The organism is Serratia sp. C2(1) (assembly GCF_036352655.1).
In the GTDB taxonomy this organism is placed as follows: domain Bacteria; phylum Pseudomonadota; class Gammaproteobacteria; order Enterobacterales; family Enterobacteriaceae; genus Serratia; species Serratia inhibens.
The window spans coordinates 143,083-158,755 of record NZ_JAZFBA010000005.1 but is presented as its reverse complement, the minus strand read 5'-3'; the positions used below and the strand labels follow the sequence as shown (position 1 = coordinate 158,755).

Here is a 15,673-nt window from a genome sequence, read left to right as displayed (position 1 = left end):
TAAAGCAACGTGGTCTCGCTACGCTCGGCTCAAACCTCCTTCGGAGGTTCTCATCCTCATAAACTCCAGGCGAAAAAAAACCTGCTTGAAAAGCAGGTTTCTTAAATGTGGTCGGCGAGAGAGGATTACGCGCATCTTTGATGCTTGCCCTGCGGGCCGTTGCTAAAGCAACGTGGTCTCGCTACGCTCGGCTCAAACCTCCTTCGGAGGTTCTCATCCTCATAAACTCCAGGCGAAAAAAAACCTGCTTGAAAAGCAGGTTTCTTAAATGTGGTCGGCGAGAGAGGATTCGAACCTCCGACCCACTGGTCCCAAACCAGTTGCGCTACCAAGCTGCGCTACTCGCCGATGGGGGCGCATGTTACTGCCGGCCATCCTGGGCGTCAACGACTTTTTCAACCGCGCCCGTCAAGTGGCGATAAAAGCGGCACAAAGCGCTGCACCAGAGCCTGCGCAGCGCTTTTTCATTATGCCTTGGCGGTATTGAGCGCCGGCGACTGAGCGCGCAGGAACGGCAACAGGAACAGCGCGGAGAGGCAGGCAGCGATGGAGATCACCACAAAGAAACCGTTCCAGTGCCAGATTTCCATCACCCGCGCAATCGGGTAGCCGGACAGCGCCGCGCCAAGGTAAGCGAACAGGCCGACAAAACCAGTCGCCGCGCCGGCAGCATCCTTGTGCGAACATTCCGCCGCCGCCATGCCGATCAGCATCTGCGGGCCAAAGATGAAGAAACCGATGGCAAAGAAGCAGGCGGCCTGCAACAGGAAGGTGACGCCCGGCATGATCCACAGCGCCGCAACCGACAGGAAGATACCGATGGCGAAGATCAGGTTCATCGGCCCGCGGTTACCGCGGAACAGCTTGTCAGAACCCCAGCCGGCCACCAGCGAGCCGATAAAGCCACCCACTTCGAACAAGGAGATCGCCGAGTTGGCGGTCATCAGCGAATAGCCTTTCTCCTGCGTCAGGTACAGGTTGCCCCAGTCGTTGATCGCGGTACGTACGATGTACACCAGCACGTAAGACACCGCCAGCAGCCAGATGTACTTGTTGGTCAGCACATAGCGCTTGATGATTTCCCGGTTGGTCAGCCCCTGGCCTTCCGATTCCTGCACCAGTTCCATGGCGTCGTTGCGCCATTTGCCGACGCTGGGCAGGCCCAGGGTGGACGGCTTGTCACGCAGGCGCCAGCACATCAGCAGGCCCAGCACCACGCCGATGATGCCTGGAATGATCATGCCGTAGCGCCAGCTGAAGTGCAGCGAGATAAAGCCGACCAACAGCGGGATCAGCGCGCCGCCGAAGTTGTGCGAGGTGTTCCAAATGGCCCACCAGCCGCCGCGCTCGGAGCGGGAGTACCAGCTGGTGAGAATTTTTGAGCATGGCGGCCAGCCCCAACCCTGAAAGAAGGCGTTGAGGATCCACAGCGTACCCAGCATCAGCAGCGACGAGCTGAGCCCGAAGAAAATATTGAGTATGCCGGTCATGATCAGGCCCAGCCCCATGAAATAGCGCGGGTTGGAGCGATCGCTGATCATGCCCGAGATAAACTTCGAACAGCCGTAGGTGATGTAAAACAGCGTGCCTAGGATGCCGACATCGGACATCGTCAGGCCAAGATCGCTCAGCATTGCCGGCATGATGAAGTTGAAGCTTTTGCGCGTGAAGTAAAACGCGGCATAGCCGATGTACATCGTCCACATCAGTTGGATACGCCAGTATTTATAGCTGGCATCGATCTGTTTTTGATCGGTGACCTGCGGCACATCCTGGCGGCTTTTAAGGAAAGACCACATGTGAAACCTCAGAAAGAGTGGGAAAAGTGCCGCTATCATGCTGCGCGTGCGCGCGAATGGCTTACGCCGGATTCCCGACGCGGCTAGGAGTATTTCCTAGTTTTGCCCCTCTGTCGGCGAAACTGTGGGTAAGATCACATTCAAACAGGTGCCCTGTTCTGACGTTAGCCGCAACCGGCCACCCAGTGCGCTGATACGCTCCTGCATGCCACGCAGACCGTAACCCGGCTCGTGGCTGGCGGGATCGATACCCACACCGTTGTCGCGAATAGTCAACAGGATGTGCGGCGGCTGCCCTTTGCGGCGGCCAAGACGCGCATCCAGCTCAATCCGGCTGGCGGCCGCATGACGACAGACATTGGTCACCCCCTCCTGACATACCCGATACAACGTAATCTTCAGCGTTTCGTCCAGCAGTTCATCCGGCACCTGCCACTGCATCACGCTCACCAGCGAGGCATCTTGCGGCAGTGATTCACGCAGCATCGCCGCCACCGCCGCCGACAGCGGCAGGTTATTCAACGCCGCCGGCCACAGTTGAGTCAGCACGTCATGTACGCCGTCATAGACCCGCAGCGCCAGCGTATCTATGGCTTCGGCGCACCCCACCACCTGCGGCTGCGGTGCCAGGCGTTTAATGATACTGGCCTGGGTACGGATGACGGTGACGGTCTGCCCGACCTCATCGTGCAGTTCCCGCGCCACTTCACGCCGGGTCTGTTCCTCGGCGGTGACCAGCGCACGCGCCAGTTGGCGGTTCTCCGTCAGCCGCAACCGCAGTTGCTGGTTCAGTTCGCGCTGGCGCTGGATGCCCGCGCCGAGCAACAGGCCGGTCAGGCTCTGGGCCAGCAGCGACAACAGCAGATCGCGGTGTGATTCCGGCTGCGGCGGCTCGTTGGCCACCAGCACCACGCCGTTGAGCAGCGTCGCCAACAGCGCACCCTGCCAGCCATAACGATAGGACATAAAGACAATCGGAATAGCCAGGCAGAACGGTGCGAAGCGGCGCAGTTCGGCGGCGTTCACCTGCTGCTGCAGCCAGATGCTGAGCGCGAACAGCAGCAGATAACTGGCCAGATGGTGCAAACGCAGCGTCACCGGTTTATGGATCAGGCCCGGCTCGAGCGGCACCCAGATTTGCCGCGCCAGATAATGCCACAGCAGCAAGCAGGTCGGCGCAATGGTGAAACCGCCCGCCAGGCCAAGCAGCAGCGCGCGCGCACCCTCACCGTTCACCAGTTGCCACACCATGGCCTGCAACAGTGCCGCCACCGCCACCACCGCGCCCTGCAGCAGCGGCCATTGCCATTCGCTGTCGCTTTGCTGATGGCGCAACAGCCAGGGGGAGGCCAGCAGGCTGAGCAGCACAGTCAGCGCCAGTACCACCACCGAAGCCCACAGCGCCGGACCATAACCGAACTGATCCGCCAGCAGCACCATCAGCAGCAGATCGGCCAGCAAAATCCCTGGCCAGAAACGGTAAGGGCTTTGCAGCAAAATGCCCATCCGCAGGCCAAACGGGAACAGCAACAGCGCCTGCCACGGCGGGTCGATCAGCGCAGTACCTATGCCCCATAGGCAAAAAGCGCTGGCGGCATAGATAAAAAACAGTGCCAGCTGGGTGATCAGGCGTTGCATCACAGGTTCAGCATCCGCTTGGCCAGTTCGACGTTGTTATTGATGCCCAGCTTGGCGAACAAATTGGCGCGATGCACATGCACCGTTTTCGGCGACAATCCCAGTGCGACGGCGATCTCCCGCACCTCCTGTCCCTGCGCCAGCAGCAGCGCGATTTCGCGCTCGCGGCGGGTAAGCGGATCAACCTTCACCCGCGCCAACTGTTGGGCGATTTCAGGCATCAGGTACACGCCACCGCTGGCGACGGTGCGCACCGCGGTGATCAAATCTTCCGGCTTGCAGCGCTTGGACAAAAAGCCGCAGGCGCCGCGTTCCAATGCCAGCTCCACCAGCGCCGGATTGTCATGCATCGACAGCATCACAACCCGGATCCCGGATGGGATGTCCGCCAGCAGATCCAGCCCGCTGCCGTCCGGCATCGAAATATCGCAGATGCAGATTTCCGCCTCCAGGCCCGGCAATCCGGCGCGCGCCTGAGCCGCGCTGCTGAACTCTCCGACCACCTGAATGTCCGCCTCCAGCGACAGCAGTTGTACAAAGCCCGATCGCACAATGTCATGATCGTCGATAAACGCCACGCGCAAGGTCATGGAAATCTCCGGTCCGAGGGGAAAGTGCGCAAGTATACCGCAGCCTGAGCCAGATGAATTGATGAAGGAAATGTATTGAAGAGAATATATCCCCAAAATAATTGGCGTTGCATCACGGCCGCAGCCAACTCAGATACAGCTTCAAATATGACGGGGATATTAACACCGGGCGCAACCGCGCCCGGCATGGGGAGTTACAGCGGGGTCGCCGCCGCTTTTTCCTGCGGGATGTTGCACCAGTTGTTTTTATCGACGATGCCGCCATCCGGCGAGGTATAACCGAGGCAACCGAGAATGGTATCAAACAGCTCGACGTGACGGTGGGTCTTACCGATACGCTGCTGCGCCTGCAATTGCTCAAACGCGCTGCGATGCTGCGGATCTTCCAGGAACTTGTCAGAGGTCCATACCATCATCGGCACGCGGAATTGCTCCGGCGGCGCCATTTCGCGCGGCGTGCCGTGCAGGTGTGAATTCTCGCCTATCGACTCGCCGTGATCGGACGAATAGAACACAATCGCCTTCTTATCGCGCACCTGGTCGATCACATTGGCGATAAAGCTGTCGGTATACAGCACCGAGTTATCGAAGGCGTTAACCAACTGATCTTTTGAACAGAAGTCGTCAACGCCGATGCACTCCGGCTGATAGCGCGCGTAGCTGCGCGGATAACGCTGCGAATAGAGGTAATGCGAGCCTTTGGTGTGCAAGATCACCATGTGCTTGCCTTTCGGGTAACGCGACAGCGACTCCTTCATTTCGTCCACCAGCAGCATATCGTCGACCGATTTGCCGTCGTTGCGTTTCTCGGAGGCGATCATCTCGCGGAACGAATAGTTATCCACTTCGGTATTGTTGTAGAACCAGACCTCGCTTTGCATGGCGAACAGTTCGGAGGTGAAGCCCAGGTTTTTCAGCACCGCGAACACGTTTTGCTCTTTCAGCGTGCGCTGCGGATTGTCCGACGTGCCGCCTTCGCGCACGAACATGCAACGCAGCGACAGCTTGGTGGCGGTATCGCAGGATTCACCGCGGAACGCCACCAGGTTTTTCTCCTGCGACAACCTTGGCGTGGTATCACGGTCATAGCCGAGAATGCCCATGTGATCCCAACGCGTGGTCTCACCAATGATGAACACCACGTAGGTATCATCGATATCCGCCGGCGGCACATAGGTAAAATTCTTGGCCGGATCGAACAAATTGGCCTGATCCAGGCTTTCGTCGTAGCGGGTATAGGCAAACAGCCCCAGCGCCGAGATCCAGTTGGATGGCAGGTAGGAATGCGCCACTACGCCGCCGTAACTGGGCAGATCGACGTTGGTGATTTTTTCCTGTGCGCTTTGCTCTTTGTCCAGCATGCGCAGCGGCAGCCAGACCAACGCCACCACCGCCACCAGCACCACCAGCGGTTTTATCCGGTGCCCAGGGGTTTTCAGCTGTTCGATCAGCGTGTAGCGCAGGTTGTTTTTCCAGATGCACAACAGCGGCAATGCGCTGAGCACCAGCATCCACAGTACGAAGTGCATTCCGACCACTTCTTTCGACAGGTCGATATCCGTGGTCATCACCGAGACGACGATACCGTAGCCAATCACCACGTTGAAGAACGTCATGTAATAGCTGGCGGCAACGGAAATCAGCACCAATAGCGAAGCGATAATGCGGTAAAACAGCCGGCCGCCCAGCGATACCAGCCGCATAATGAAGAAGGTAAACAGAACGATAGCGATCACTTCGGTGACCGCAGAAATAACCTTAATCCCCTGAATGCCGTGCGAAAACGAATCAAAGCGACGATAAAAAACGGAAAGGTTCAAAAAGATGCCGATATAGATCGCTAACAATAACGATAAATTCTGCTGTGATAGCGATTTAACTTTGTTCATGTAACGCGGTGGCTCCGGAGCTTTAACAGTTCTGAATCAGTCAGACATTGGATGCGGCTGCAGGTTCAGCCGATCGGCAATAAGCGCTATTTTGGGGGTAATAATCAAGTGAATTCTCAAAAAATAGGCATTTTTTGCCGTTTTTTGTGATGAAGATAAATGCGGGGCTGAGGGGGAAATGGAGGGTTATCCCTCCATTTTTTCCGTGGTGTCGGCGAAAACGTTATTTAACGTTAAGAGTTACATCAATATTGCCGCGGGTGGCGTTGGAGTATGGGCACACCACATGGGCTTTTTTCACCAGGTCTTCGGCTACGCTGCGTTCAATGCCCGGCAGCGTGATATCCAGCTGCACTTCGATGCCGAACCCGTTGGGGATTTCACCGATGCCGACGGTACCGTCGATTTTGGCTTCGGCCGGGATCTTCACTTTTTCTTTCGCCGCGACAAACTTCAGTGCGCCAAGGAAGCAGGCCGAGTAACCGGCGGCAAACAACTGTTCCGGGTTGGTGACTTCACCGCCCGCGCCACCCATTTCTTTCGGCACGCCCAGTTTTACATCCAACACGCCGTCGGATGAGGTCGCACGGCCATCGCGGCCACCGGTGGCGGTTGCATGAGCGCGGTAAACAACTTTTTCAATGGACATAAATCGTTCCTTCTTGCTGGGTTGGAGGTATGACATCGGGTTCAGTAGGCTGAACGCCGTCACTGGTCTATCTTTCACGATTAAATCGTACACTACTTATATTCAGCGCTTAACTCAGTGTAGTGCACGATCGGCGATCGTGCTTCTGGCACTGGTCATCAAATCTGGTCGATCAGCTTGCCGCGCAACTTTTCCAGTTGCTGCTTGATATTCACTATTTCGTCGAGGCTGCAATCGGTGGCGCACATCACCGCTTCCGGCACCGCCTGCGCTTTTTCGCGCAGCGCGCGGCCGTTATCGGTTAAGGCGATAATCACCTGCCGCTCATCGGTGGTGGCGCGATAACGCACCAACAGGCCGGCGGTCTCGAGCCGCTTCAGCAGCGGCGTCAGGGTGGCAGAATCGAGAAACAGCCGTTCACCGATGTCCGAGACCGTAATTTCATCCCGCTCCCACAGCACCAGCATCACCAGGTATTGCGGATAGGTGAGTTCGAGTTGGCTCAACAGTTTGCGATACACCTTGTTCAACGCCAGGTTGGCGGAGTACAGGGCAAAACACATCTGCTGGTCGAGCAGCAGCAGGTTTTTCGCAGTGGGTTGTTCGGTGTCTTTGGTTTTCATGAGGTAAATATAGATAGTGCACGATGCAATCGCAAACTATTTTTTTCGCGATGTGCTACATTTTTAATGCAGGGGATGCCACAGCAGGGTGCTGTGCGGAGGGGAAGGATATGACAACCACACTGGTAGAACGTGCGCGCCGTTACGCCACCAAAGCGCATGCGGCGATCGATCAACGCCGCAAATACACCAATGACCCCTACATTGTTCACCCGCAGGCGGTGATGGAAATCGTCAGCAGCGTACCGCACAGCGAAGCGATGCTGGCCGCCGCCTGGCTGCATGACACGGTGGAAGACACGCCGACCACCCTCGGGGATATCGCAAGCCATTTTGGGCCGCAGGTCGCTGAACTGGTGGGCATGCTGACTAACGTCAGCGGCACCGGCGGCGGCAACCGCTTTGAACGCAAAAACCGCGATCGGCGGCACAGCGCCGGCGCCTCGCCGCAGGCTAAAACCATCAAACTGGCGGACCTGATCGACAACACCCGTTCACTGCTCGAATACGACAGCCACTTTGCACGAACCTATCTGATTGAAAAACAGCGGTTGCTGGAAGTACTGACCGAAGGTGACCCGACGCTGTGGCGACAGGCCAGCCATATCGTCGAACAAGGGCTGGCCAGGCTCCAGTTGCCGCCGCATAACGTCCCGGCAAGCTGGTTCGAACATGCGCGCCGGCGTTACCGGGAAAGCGATACGGCATAACCGTCAGAACGTCACCACCGTTTTCAGCGCCGTCACCCAGGCGTCCTGGGTTTCGCTGACGCCCGCCGGGTGATGCCAGTATTGCAGACCCGGCTGCAACTGCAGCCAGGGGGTGACGTTGAAGCGATAGAACAGCTCCGCCGTCACCGAATGCCCCGGCACCGGACGATAGGTGGGATCCTGGTAATCGGTGGCCTGGTTGATTTGATTCAGGTAACGCTGATTATCCCGGTAACGATCGCTCAACTTGACCATAGATACCCCCAGCCCCAGCCAGTCGTCCGGCCGCGCGTCGAACAGGCCGTGATAACGAATGCCGGTCGACGTGGAATAGTGCATATAGTTAGAGCGCTGATCCGCCAGCCCCAGGCTGTAGAACAGGCTCAGTCCCCGGCTGGCATCGCCACGGTGGCGCGTCACCTGCTGGTTGAAACCGCTGTACAGGAACCAGGTGCGGTTGTGGCTGCGATACCCGTTAGGATCGGTCGCGCCGGCCCCACCGGAAACCCCTTCATACAAATCCTGCTGCCTGGCGTTGGTGAACAGGACACCGATGTTGTACACCCCCGGCAACTGATTGACCGCGTTGGTTTTCAGCTCCAGTTCCATCGGCAGTAAAAAGCCCTTGCTGCCCTGGGTGGTGGTGCTCCAGGCATGGCCGCGACTCGTGGCGTTGGGGTTCTGCTCCATCACGCCGGTTTTGAAGGTCAGCCCGTCGGTCAATTTGTACTGCAGGGTGGTGCCCCAGTAGTGCACGTTCCAGTTATACCAGGTCAGCGAGTTGGCGGACTTGCCGCCGCATAGCGCCAGCGTCTGGAAATCGCAGGGAATGATTTGATCGAAATCCTGCACCTTGTTCATCATGCCGACGCGCCACTGCAGCCGGCGCTCGAGAAAACTGCGGCTGAAGGTCAGCCAACCCAAGCGGGTGATCGACTGGCCGCCATAACTTTCCTGCGACAGATCGGTCGGATTGGCGCGCGGATCCTGCAAGCGGTCGCGCGTCAGGTTATTGTCGTGGTTGCGGTTAACGATATTACCCTCGATCGCCGCGTCCGGAATACCGGTCAGCGCCTGCAAATCCTGACTGAAGGTCAACGAGAACTGATCGATATATGAAGCCTGCTTATCCTGGTTATACCCACCGCCGGCGTTATACGACAGCTGGCTGAGATAACCGAGGTTATAGTGAAAGCCGCTCTCTTCGAGAATCGGTCTGATCCCCAGCATATCGCCCAGCAGCCCCGGCGAAGGTGGCTCGAAACCGAGCGCCAGGCCATCCCATTTGGCGGTTGGCGCTTCGACGTCTTTGCCGGTTTGCAGCGTTTCCGCCTGCACGCTGCTGCAAAACAACAGCAGTGCCGCGAGTGTCCCGGTGTGAAGTAATGGATATTTCATTATTATATTTCTCCGCATATAAAACGCTGACTGCGGGCAACAGCATTCCCTGGGCGAGAATTCCCCATAATTGACAGCAGTGAATAAAGGTCATTGCCCGACGATGGCCGCCGGGCGGATTGATGAAAGTTAGCCTTGGTCTTTCAGGCTGTTACCGTTGCTCTGGATCACATCGCGATACCAGTAGAAACTCTTTTTGCGGCGACGCTCCAGGCTACCCTTGCCTTCATCGTCGCGATCGACATAAATAAAGCCGTAGCGCTTGGACATCTCGGCTTTAGAGGCGCTGACCAGATCGATCGGTCCCCAACTGGTGTAACCCATCACCTCCACGCCGTCGTCAATCGCTTCGGCCACCTGCACCAGATGATCGTTGAGGTAGTCGATGCGATAGTCGTCGTTGATGCTGCCGTCGGCTTCAATGCGGTCCTTGGCACCCAGCCCGTTCTCCACGATAAACAGCGGTTTCTGGTAGCGGTCATACAGCACGTTGAGCAGGTAACGCAGGCCAATCGGGTCTATCTGCCAGCCCCACTCCGAACTGGCCAGGTGCGGGTTCGGTACCATGTTGAGAATGTTGGCGCGGGCGGTCTCGTTCTGCGCCTCGTCGGTAGTGACGCAGCCGCTCATGTAGTAGCTGAACGAGATGAAATCGATAGTCTCGCGCAGCGCCTGTTGATCCTCGGCGGTGATCTCGACCTGAATGCCGTTTTCGCGGAAATAGCGCTTCATATAGGCCGGATAACCGCCGCGCGCCTGCACGTCGCCAAAGAACAGCCAGTCGCGGTTCTGACGCTGGGTTTCCAGCAGGTCTTCCGGCCGGCAGCTCAACGGATACAAAATACCGCCCAACAGCATGTTGCCGATTTTGCCTTCCGGTACAATCTCATGGCAGGCCTTCACCGCCTTGGCGCTGGCGACCAGCTGATGGTGGATCGCCTGATAAATCTCGCTCTTGCTGCTGCCTTCCGGCAGGCCGACGCCGGTAAAGGGCGCGTGCAGCGACATATTGATCTCATTGAAGGTCAGCCAGTGCTTTACCTTGTGCTTATAGCGTTCAAACACAGTACGCGCATAACGCTCAAAGAAGCCGATGGTCTTGCGATTGCCCCAACCGCCGTACTTTTTCGCCAGCCCGTACGGCATCTCATAGTGCGACAGCGTAATCAGCGGCTGGATGCCGTACCTGGCCATTTCGTCAAACAACCGATCGTAAAACGCCAGCCCCGCCTCGTTGGGGGTTTCCTCATCCCCCTGCGGGAAAATGCGCGTCCAGGCAATCGAGGTGCGCAGGCACTTGAAGCCCATTTCCGCGAACAGCGCGATGTCCTGCGGGTAGCGATGGTAAAAGTCGATCGCCACGTCCTTGATGCCGCTGTCACCGTCAACCCGTGGCGTCACCGCGCCGAAAATGCCCTGTGGCTGCAGATCGGACGTCGATAGCCCTTTACCGTCGGTCTGGTAAGCCCCTTCCACCTGATTTGCCGCAACGGCGCCGCCCCACAGAAAATGGTCTGGAAATTTGCTGCTCATCGCTTTCTCCTTGGTTAACGTAATAAAGTCAGCAGCGGCGCCTGTTCCTGCACCCTGCCCTGGCCGCTGGCCAACACGTCGACGTAGTCATCGCTGTTGCTGACGATGATCGGCGTGGTGGTATCAAAGCCGGCGGCGTGGATCGCCGCCTGGTCAAACTCAATCAGCAGATCGCCCACATTGACCCGATCCCCTTCTTGCACGTGGGCGGTGAAATGCCGCCCATCGAGTTTGACGGTATCTATGCCGACGTGAATAAGGATTTCCGCGCCGTCGTCCGACTCAATGCCGATAGCGTGTTTGGTTTTAAACAGTGAAGCCACATGCCCCGCCACCGGCGCCACGACCCGGCCTTGCAATGGGACGATCGCCGCACCTTTGCCCAGCAACCCGCTGGCGAAGGTGGCGTCGTTGACCTGTTCCAGCGGTATCACTTCGCCGGCTATCGGGCTGACGATAACCTCCCTGCGGTTAAGCGGTGCGACGGGTACCGGCTCCTGTGGTGCCGCCTCTTCTGCCGGCACCACGCCGAACAGATAACTGGCCACCGCGGCGAAGCAGAACGACAGCAGGGTACCGCCAATCGCCCCCCACACCGTGGCATCGAAGCCGCCGGCGGGAATAATCTGCGCAAAGGTAAAGACGCTCACCAGACCGAAAGAGTAAGTGGCGGTATGGAAATAGCCGATTACCGCGCCGCCGAGCGCACCGCCGATACAGCCAAAGATAAAGGGCCGTTTGTTCGGTAAGGTCACGCCGTACACCGCCGGCTCGGTAATGCCAAACACCCCGGCACCGATGGCCGAGCCGGCCAACGCCCGCAGCTTGGCGTCGCGGGTGCGCAACATCACGCCCAGCGTGGCGCCCACCTGCCCCATCACCGCCGGCAACAGCAGCGGCACCATGGTGTCGCGCCCCAGCACGCTCAGGTTATTGATCATCAGCGGCACCAGGCCCCAATGCAGGCCGAAGATCACGCACACCTGCCACATCGCCCCCATAAAGGCACCGGCAACTATTGGGTTAAAGGCATAGATACTTTGATAACCATTGGCCAGCAGGTGGCTGAGCCAGGTTGCTGCCGGGCCGATCAGCAAAAAGGTCAGCGGTACGGTGATGGCCAGGCACAGCAGCGGCGTAATGAAGTTGCGCAGCGCGCTGTGGATCACCCGGTTAAACAACGGCTCCAGCCGGCAGGAGACCCAGGCGGCGAAAATAATCGGGATCACCGATGAGCTGTAATTGATGAAGGTCATCGGGATGCCGAGGAAATACTCGCGCACTGCGCCTGGCTGCTGCGCGGCTTCGAACGCCGCCATCATCAGCGGGTGGGTCAGCGCGCCGCCGATCGCCATGGTGACGAACGGATTGCCGCCGAACTTTTTCCCGGCGGTATAGCCCAGCATGATCGGCAGGAAGTAGAACAGCGAGTCGCTGGCGGCAAACAACATTTTAAAGGTGCCGCCGCTTTCCAACAGCCAGCCACAGGCCAGGCTCAGCGCCAGAAAACCTTTCAGGATCCCTGAAGCCGCCATTACCCCCAGCAGCGGGGTAAAAATGCCCGACACCACGTCGATAAAACGGCTGAACAGGTTTTCCTTCTTGCCATCGTCCCCGTCGCTCGCAGCCGCACCGTCGCTCAGGCCGGCGACCTGATTGACCGCGTTATAGACTTCCGCCACATGGTTGCCCACCACCACCTGGAACTGCCCGCCGCTCTCTACCACCATGATGACGCCGGGGTTGGCTTTCAACGCCGCAGCATCGGCGCGTTGACGGTCACGCAGCTTAAAACGCAAACGAGTGGCGCAATGCTCCAGGCTTTTCACGTTGTCGCGGCCACCGACGCCGGCCAAAATCTCACTGGCTAATGTTTCATATTTCATAGCGTTATCCTTACAAGCGATGTACTGCCGCTCCGGCATAACGATGGCCAATCGCCGTGACGGAATTCAGCGCAAAAAAAAACCTAAACCTCATGGCCTCTGATCCCAATAAGGGCAGAAGCACGAGGTTTAGGTTTTGCCTGCCAGAGCAGTGACAACCCTAAATCGGCTGAGTTATGACGTTAACATCCGGCTTTTTGCCGAGGCAAGATTTTCTGGCAGCAAATTACAGAACTGTGATTGCACTCTCATGATTCTTGGGACTGAAAATATATAAAAAAGCCATTACCGTAAAAACACATTACCGCCAGTCAGACGCTGACTGGTTGAAAATTCCAATGATAAAAACCGTGATGCTATTAGCATCACGGTTTTTTATTAAAACAACGCTAAAATTACACTTTAGCTGGCAGAGGACGTACTTTTGGCATCAAGATAAAGTCTTTAATTTTCGAAAAAATATTACCTAACCAGCAAGTTTTCCCAACGCTAAAGCCAGGATCAACCATCACATCTTTAATGTTCAGCAGAGGGAAAGCGCTGATGCCACCTGAAACGCTTTTCATTTCACCCATAGAAATATTTCTCATTACGTACTGCTCCTGTTTTATCGCCATCGGGGATAAATTATAAATCGCCACGAAATTTCACGAATTAATGTATATTGGTTTTAAGGCAAGGCATCCATTACGCCTTGTCGTTAACTATAAAATCACACAGAAAACAAAAAACAAACCCTTTAATTAAAGTTTATAAAAATATAATTCAAAAACCATAAAAAACAAAGATATAGATGAAACCCATGTAACAATATATAACTATCATTAAGCTACATTTAACAATATTAATAAAACTTTATTTGAATAAATTATTTCTACACGTAAAATTATGGTATATTTTCCTTAAATGTTAAAAAAGAGAGCTACAGGAAAAGGATAATAGGGAAATCATGTATATAATTAACGGGAAAATCCTATTTGATGAAAAAAGATGTTTAATAATCCATTTACCCCACAAGAGCCGAAAGGGAACTATAAAGCTTAATTTGCCGGTATGCCGGTGTTTGACCCTGTTGATAGAAAGCCAGGGAGAGATCGTATCGCAAGAGAAATTCATCAATGATGTATGGCGCAGAAATGGCATAGAAGTATCAACAAATACATTCTACCAAAACATTTTTCTGCTCCGTAAAAACTTGAAAATAGCGGGGGTCATGGATGACATAATCATAACCATACCTAAAAAAGGTTTAAAACTTTCAAAGTTAGTCATCATAAAAAAAACTGACGACTACGACAACGATCTTCATTCACAACCAACTAAAAAGGAAATCACGAGAGGAGAGGTAAAGTCAGCACTGAGGATATCGCCCTATATCATTATTACCGCTATAATTTCATTTATTTTTATTTGGTATTTTTCTCAACAATGATCAAAAAAAATAAGACCGACATATAATAATACTTCTCATTGTAAATAATATGTCTATCAGCACGATGATAAATTATCGCATTAGTTAAGATTAATGAATAAAGCCCGCTACGACGATGACATTAAATATGGCGCCAGGGGAGACCCGCCTCACCGGTGCCATGTCACTCCTCGTTAGGAAGTCCTTATCGATTAGACTAGGAGGAAAAAGATGCTACAGCCTTCTGAAGCACGGCACCTTCACTTAGCCTAATACGCGTGATCAAATAGCTCGTTGGAAACGGCAGCGCCTGAGACTACGACGAAAAGCAGGTCAAATCTAACACCATGATATAATATAGATGATTCGGTTAATTTATATAGTTATAAAAAAATCTTCCCCAAATGGCAATCCATTCGGGGAAGGAGATTTAATGCTATTGATAATTAACGGTATAGGTCACCAGACTCTTTACCATACCCGCCTCAACCTTGGCATTTGTTGTTCTGTAATAACGTGCTCTGAAGGGTACACTTATCAGCGTTTGACCCTCGCCAAACTGGCCAATCTTAAACCATGCACCATTGGTGATTTCTTCATAAGCCGAGGATGAAAGTTGGCGTAACATCTGCACGCCGAGACCGGATATAGCGTCACCTGACGTCGAATTTCTAAACTCGAACACACCGTTAGTTCCCGTCCCTCCGGCTGATGTTCCTGCGAGAGACATCATGATATTCATCGTACTCCATATATCAGCACTACAATTTAAATTTATTGTAAAATCTTTGCTATGTCCTTCTATCGGCCCCACTGTTCTTAACTCATTGATATTGAGATCGGGCAAGGCAATCTGAATATTTTTATCGCCGGAGATATCACAGGTTTGCATTGTAAATTGCAGATTATTCGCATTATTCATCAGAAAGCTCAGACTACCGTCAGACTGTGAGCCAACACTAAAAAGTATCTGATAGAATCCCCCCTTAGCTTCGATTATATTATTTGGCCCCGTCTTAACCAGCTCAATACGCACTGAGGTTTTAAAATTTAAATAGTTTTCCACTGGCAAACCCTGAACATAGGGTATATTAGTAGAATAGCCAGTATCAATCATTTCATACTTATCACCTCGCTTGCCATTCAACGTAACAAAAACGGTCAAGCCACTATCCTTGCCCAAAACATCCGTTAAATCCATCCGGTTTAAATACACAGACTCAGCCCCAAAACTGCCCATTTTTTTAGCACACCAAATAGGCAGTTCAACCGTTTTATCATAGATAGTGCTACCCATCGGCAAGTCTTTTGGAATTTTATTTGGAAAAGACAAGAAATCAAAGAGCACATAACTTGGCGCCTGAGGAGTTTGGATGAACTCACACCGCAATGCAGCATCAGAATAAAAACCCCAGGAAATTAAGCATGAAAAGGTCAGGTACTTTATCCATAAATTTACTCTGAAACTATTTTTCATATACTTCGCTACAGATAACATATATCACCTCTTCATCCCTGCTTTTTACTGCTAATGGCATCAACATTAA

13 protein-coding genes, 1 tRNA gene and 2 other RNA genes (1 of these 16 cut by a window edge) are annotated in these 15,673 nt (G+C 54.3%); 2 read left to right on the top strand and 14 right to left on the bottom strand.

The window, feature by feature from the left end; all coding sequences use genetic code 11:
* From V2S86_RS21975 to V2S86_RS21935, 9 genes are all read right to left on the bottom strand, one after another.
* Positions 1-74, bottom strand: a non-coding RNA gene (locus V2S86_RS21975) — RtT sRNA (it extends 155 nt beyond the left edge of the window).
* 34 nt (positions 75-108) lie between these two features.
* Positions 109-237, bottom strand: a non-coding RNA gene (locus V2S86_RS21970) — RtT sRNA.
* Positions 238-271: 34 nt separating this feature from the next.
* Positions 272-348 (bottom strand) — tRNA-Pro (locus tag V2S86_RS21965).
* 119 nt (positions 349-467) lie between these two features.
* On the bottom strand, positions 468-1,799 hold the full coding sequence (locus V2S86_RS21960) for an MFS transporter (protein WP_330764128.1): 1,332 nt from the start codon (positions 1,797-1,799) through the stop codon (positions 468-470).
* Positions 1,800-1,895: 96 nt separating this feature from the next.
* Positions 1,896-3,437, bottom strand: a complete 1,542-nt coding sequence (gene uhpB, locus V2S86_RS21955) for a signal transduction histidine-protein kinase/phosphatase UhpB (RefSeq protein WP_330764127.1) — start codon at positions 3,435-3,437, stop codon at positions 1,896-1,898.
* A complete protein-coding gene (gene uhpA / locus V2S86_RS21950; RefSeq protein ID WP_006316823.1) occupies positions 3,437-4,027 on the bottom strand; it encodes a transcriptional regulator UhpA in 591 nt (196 codons plus the stop codon). The genes uhpB and uhpA overlap by 1 nt, the downstream gene beginning before the upstream one ends.
* Positions 4,028-4,221: 194 nt before the next feature.
* Entirely contained in the window at positions 4,222-5,916 is a 1,695-nt protein-coding gene (gene eptB / locus V2S86_RS21945; RefSeq protein WP_330764126.1) for a kdo(2)-lipid A phosphoethanolamine 7''-transferase, read from the bottom strand.
* Between the two features lie 223 nt (positions 5,917-6,139).
* Positions 6,140-6,565: an organic hydroperoxide resistance protein gene (locus tag V2S86_RS21940; RefSeq protein ID WP_004950797.1), complete on the bottom strand. Its 426-nt coding sequence runs from the start codon at positions 6,563-6,565 to the stop codon at positions 6,140-6,142.
* A gap of 158 nt (positions 6,566-6,723) precedes the next feature.
* A complete protein-coding gene (locus V2S86_RS21935) occupies positions 6,724-7,188 on the bottom strand; it encodes a MarR family winged helix-turn-helix transcriptional regulator (protein ID WP_330764125.1) in 465 nt (154 codons plus the stop codon).
* Between the two features lie 110 nt (positions 7,189-7,298).
* On the opposite strand from V2S86_RS21935, the gene V2S86_RS21930 reads away from it, so the two are divergent.
* Positions 7,299-7,898 carry an HD domain-containing protein gene (locus V2S86_RS21930; protein ID WP_330764124.1) on the top strand — a complete coding sequence of 200 codons (600 nt, stop codon included), beginning with the start codon at positions 7,299-7,301 and terminating at the stop codon, positions 7,896-7,898.
* A gap of 3 nt (positions 7,899-7,901) precedes the next feature.
* Here V2S86_RS21930 and V2S86_RS21925 read toward each other — a convergent pair whose 3' ends face one another.
* The 4 genes from V2S86_RS21925 to V2S86_RS21910 form a co-directional block, all read right to left on the bottom strand.
* Positions 7,902-9,296, bottom strand: a complete 1,395-nt coding sequence (locus tag V2S86_RS21925) for a carbohydrate porin (protein ID WP_330764123.1) — start codon at positions 9,294-9,296, stop codon at positions 7,902-7,904.
* Positions 9,297-9,425: 129 nt separating this feature from the next.
* Positions 9,426-10,829, bottom strand: a complete 1,404-nt coding sequence (locus tag V2S86_RS21920) for a glycoside hydrolase family 1 protein (protein ID WP_330764122.1) — start codon at positions 10,827-10,829, stop codon at positions 9,426-9,428.
* 14 nt (positions 10,830-10,843) lie between these two features.
* The gene (bglF, locus tag V2S86_RS21915; protein WP_330764121.1) at positions 10,844-12,715 is read right to left on the bottom strand and encodes a PTS beta-glucoside transporter subunit IIABC; all 1,872 of its coding nucleotides are present in this window, start codon (positions 12,713-12,715) and stop codon (positions 10,844-10,846) included.
* A 395-nt stretch (positions 12,716-13,110) separates the two neighbouring features.
* Positions 13,111-13,305, bottom strand: coding sequence for a hypothetical protein (locus tag V2S86_RS21910; protein ID WP_330764120.1), 195 nt, complete (start codon positions 13,303-13,305; stop codon positions 13,111-13,113).
* 359 nt (positions 13,306-13,664) lie between these two features.
* On the opposite strand from V2S86_RS21910, the gene V2S86_RS21905 reads away from it, so the two are divergent.
* Positions 13,665-14,147 carry a winged helix-turn-helix domain-containing protein gene (locus V2S86_RS21905; RefSeq protein ID WP_330764119.1) on the top strand — a complete coding sequence of 161 codons (483 nt, stop codon included), beginning with the start codon at positions 13,665-13,667 and terminating at the stop codon, positions 14,145-14,147.
* 415 nt (positions 14,148-14,562) lie between these two features.
* Here the strand turns inward: V2S86_RS21905 and V2S86_RS21900 are convergent, their stop codons facing one another.
* Complete coding sequence (locus V2S86_RS21900; RefSeq protein WP_330764118.1) at positions 14,563-15,624, bottom strand: fimbrial protein; 1,062 nt, start codon at positions 15,622-15,624, stop codon at positions 14,563-14,565.
* Positions 15,625-15,673 lie beyond the last annotated feature (49 nt).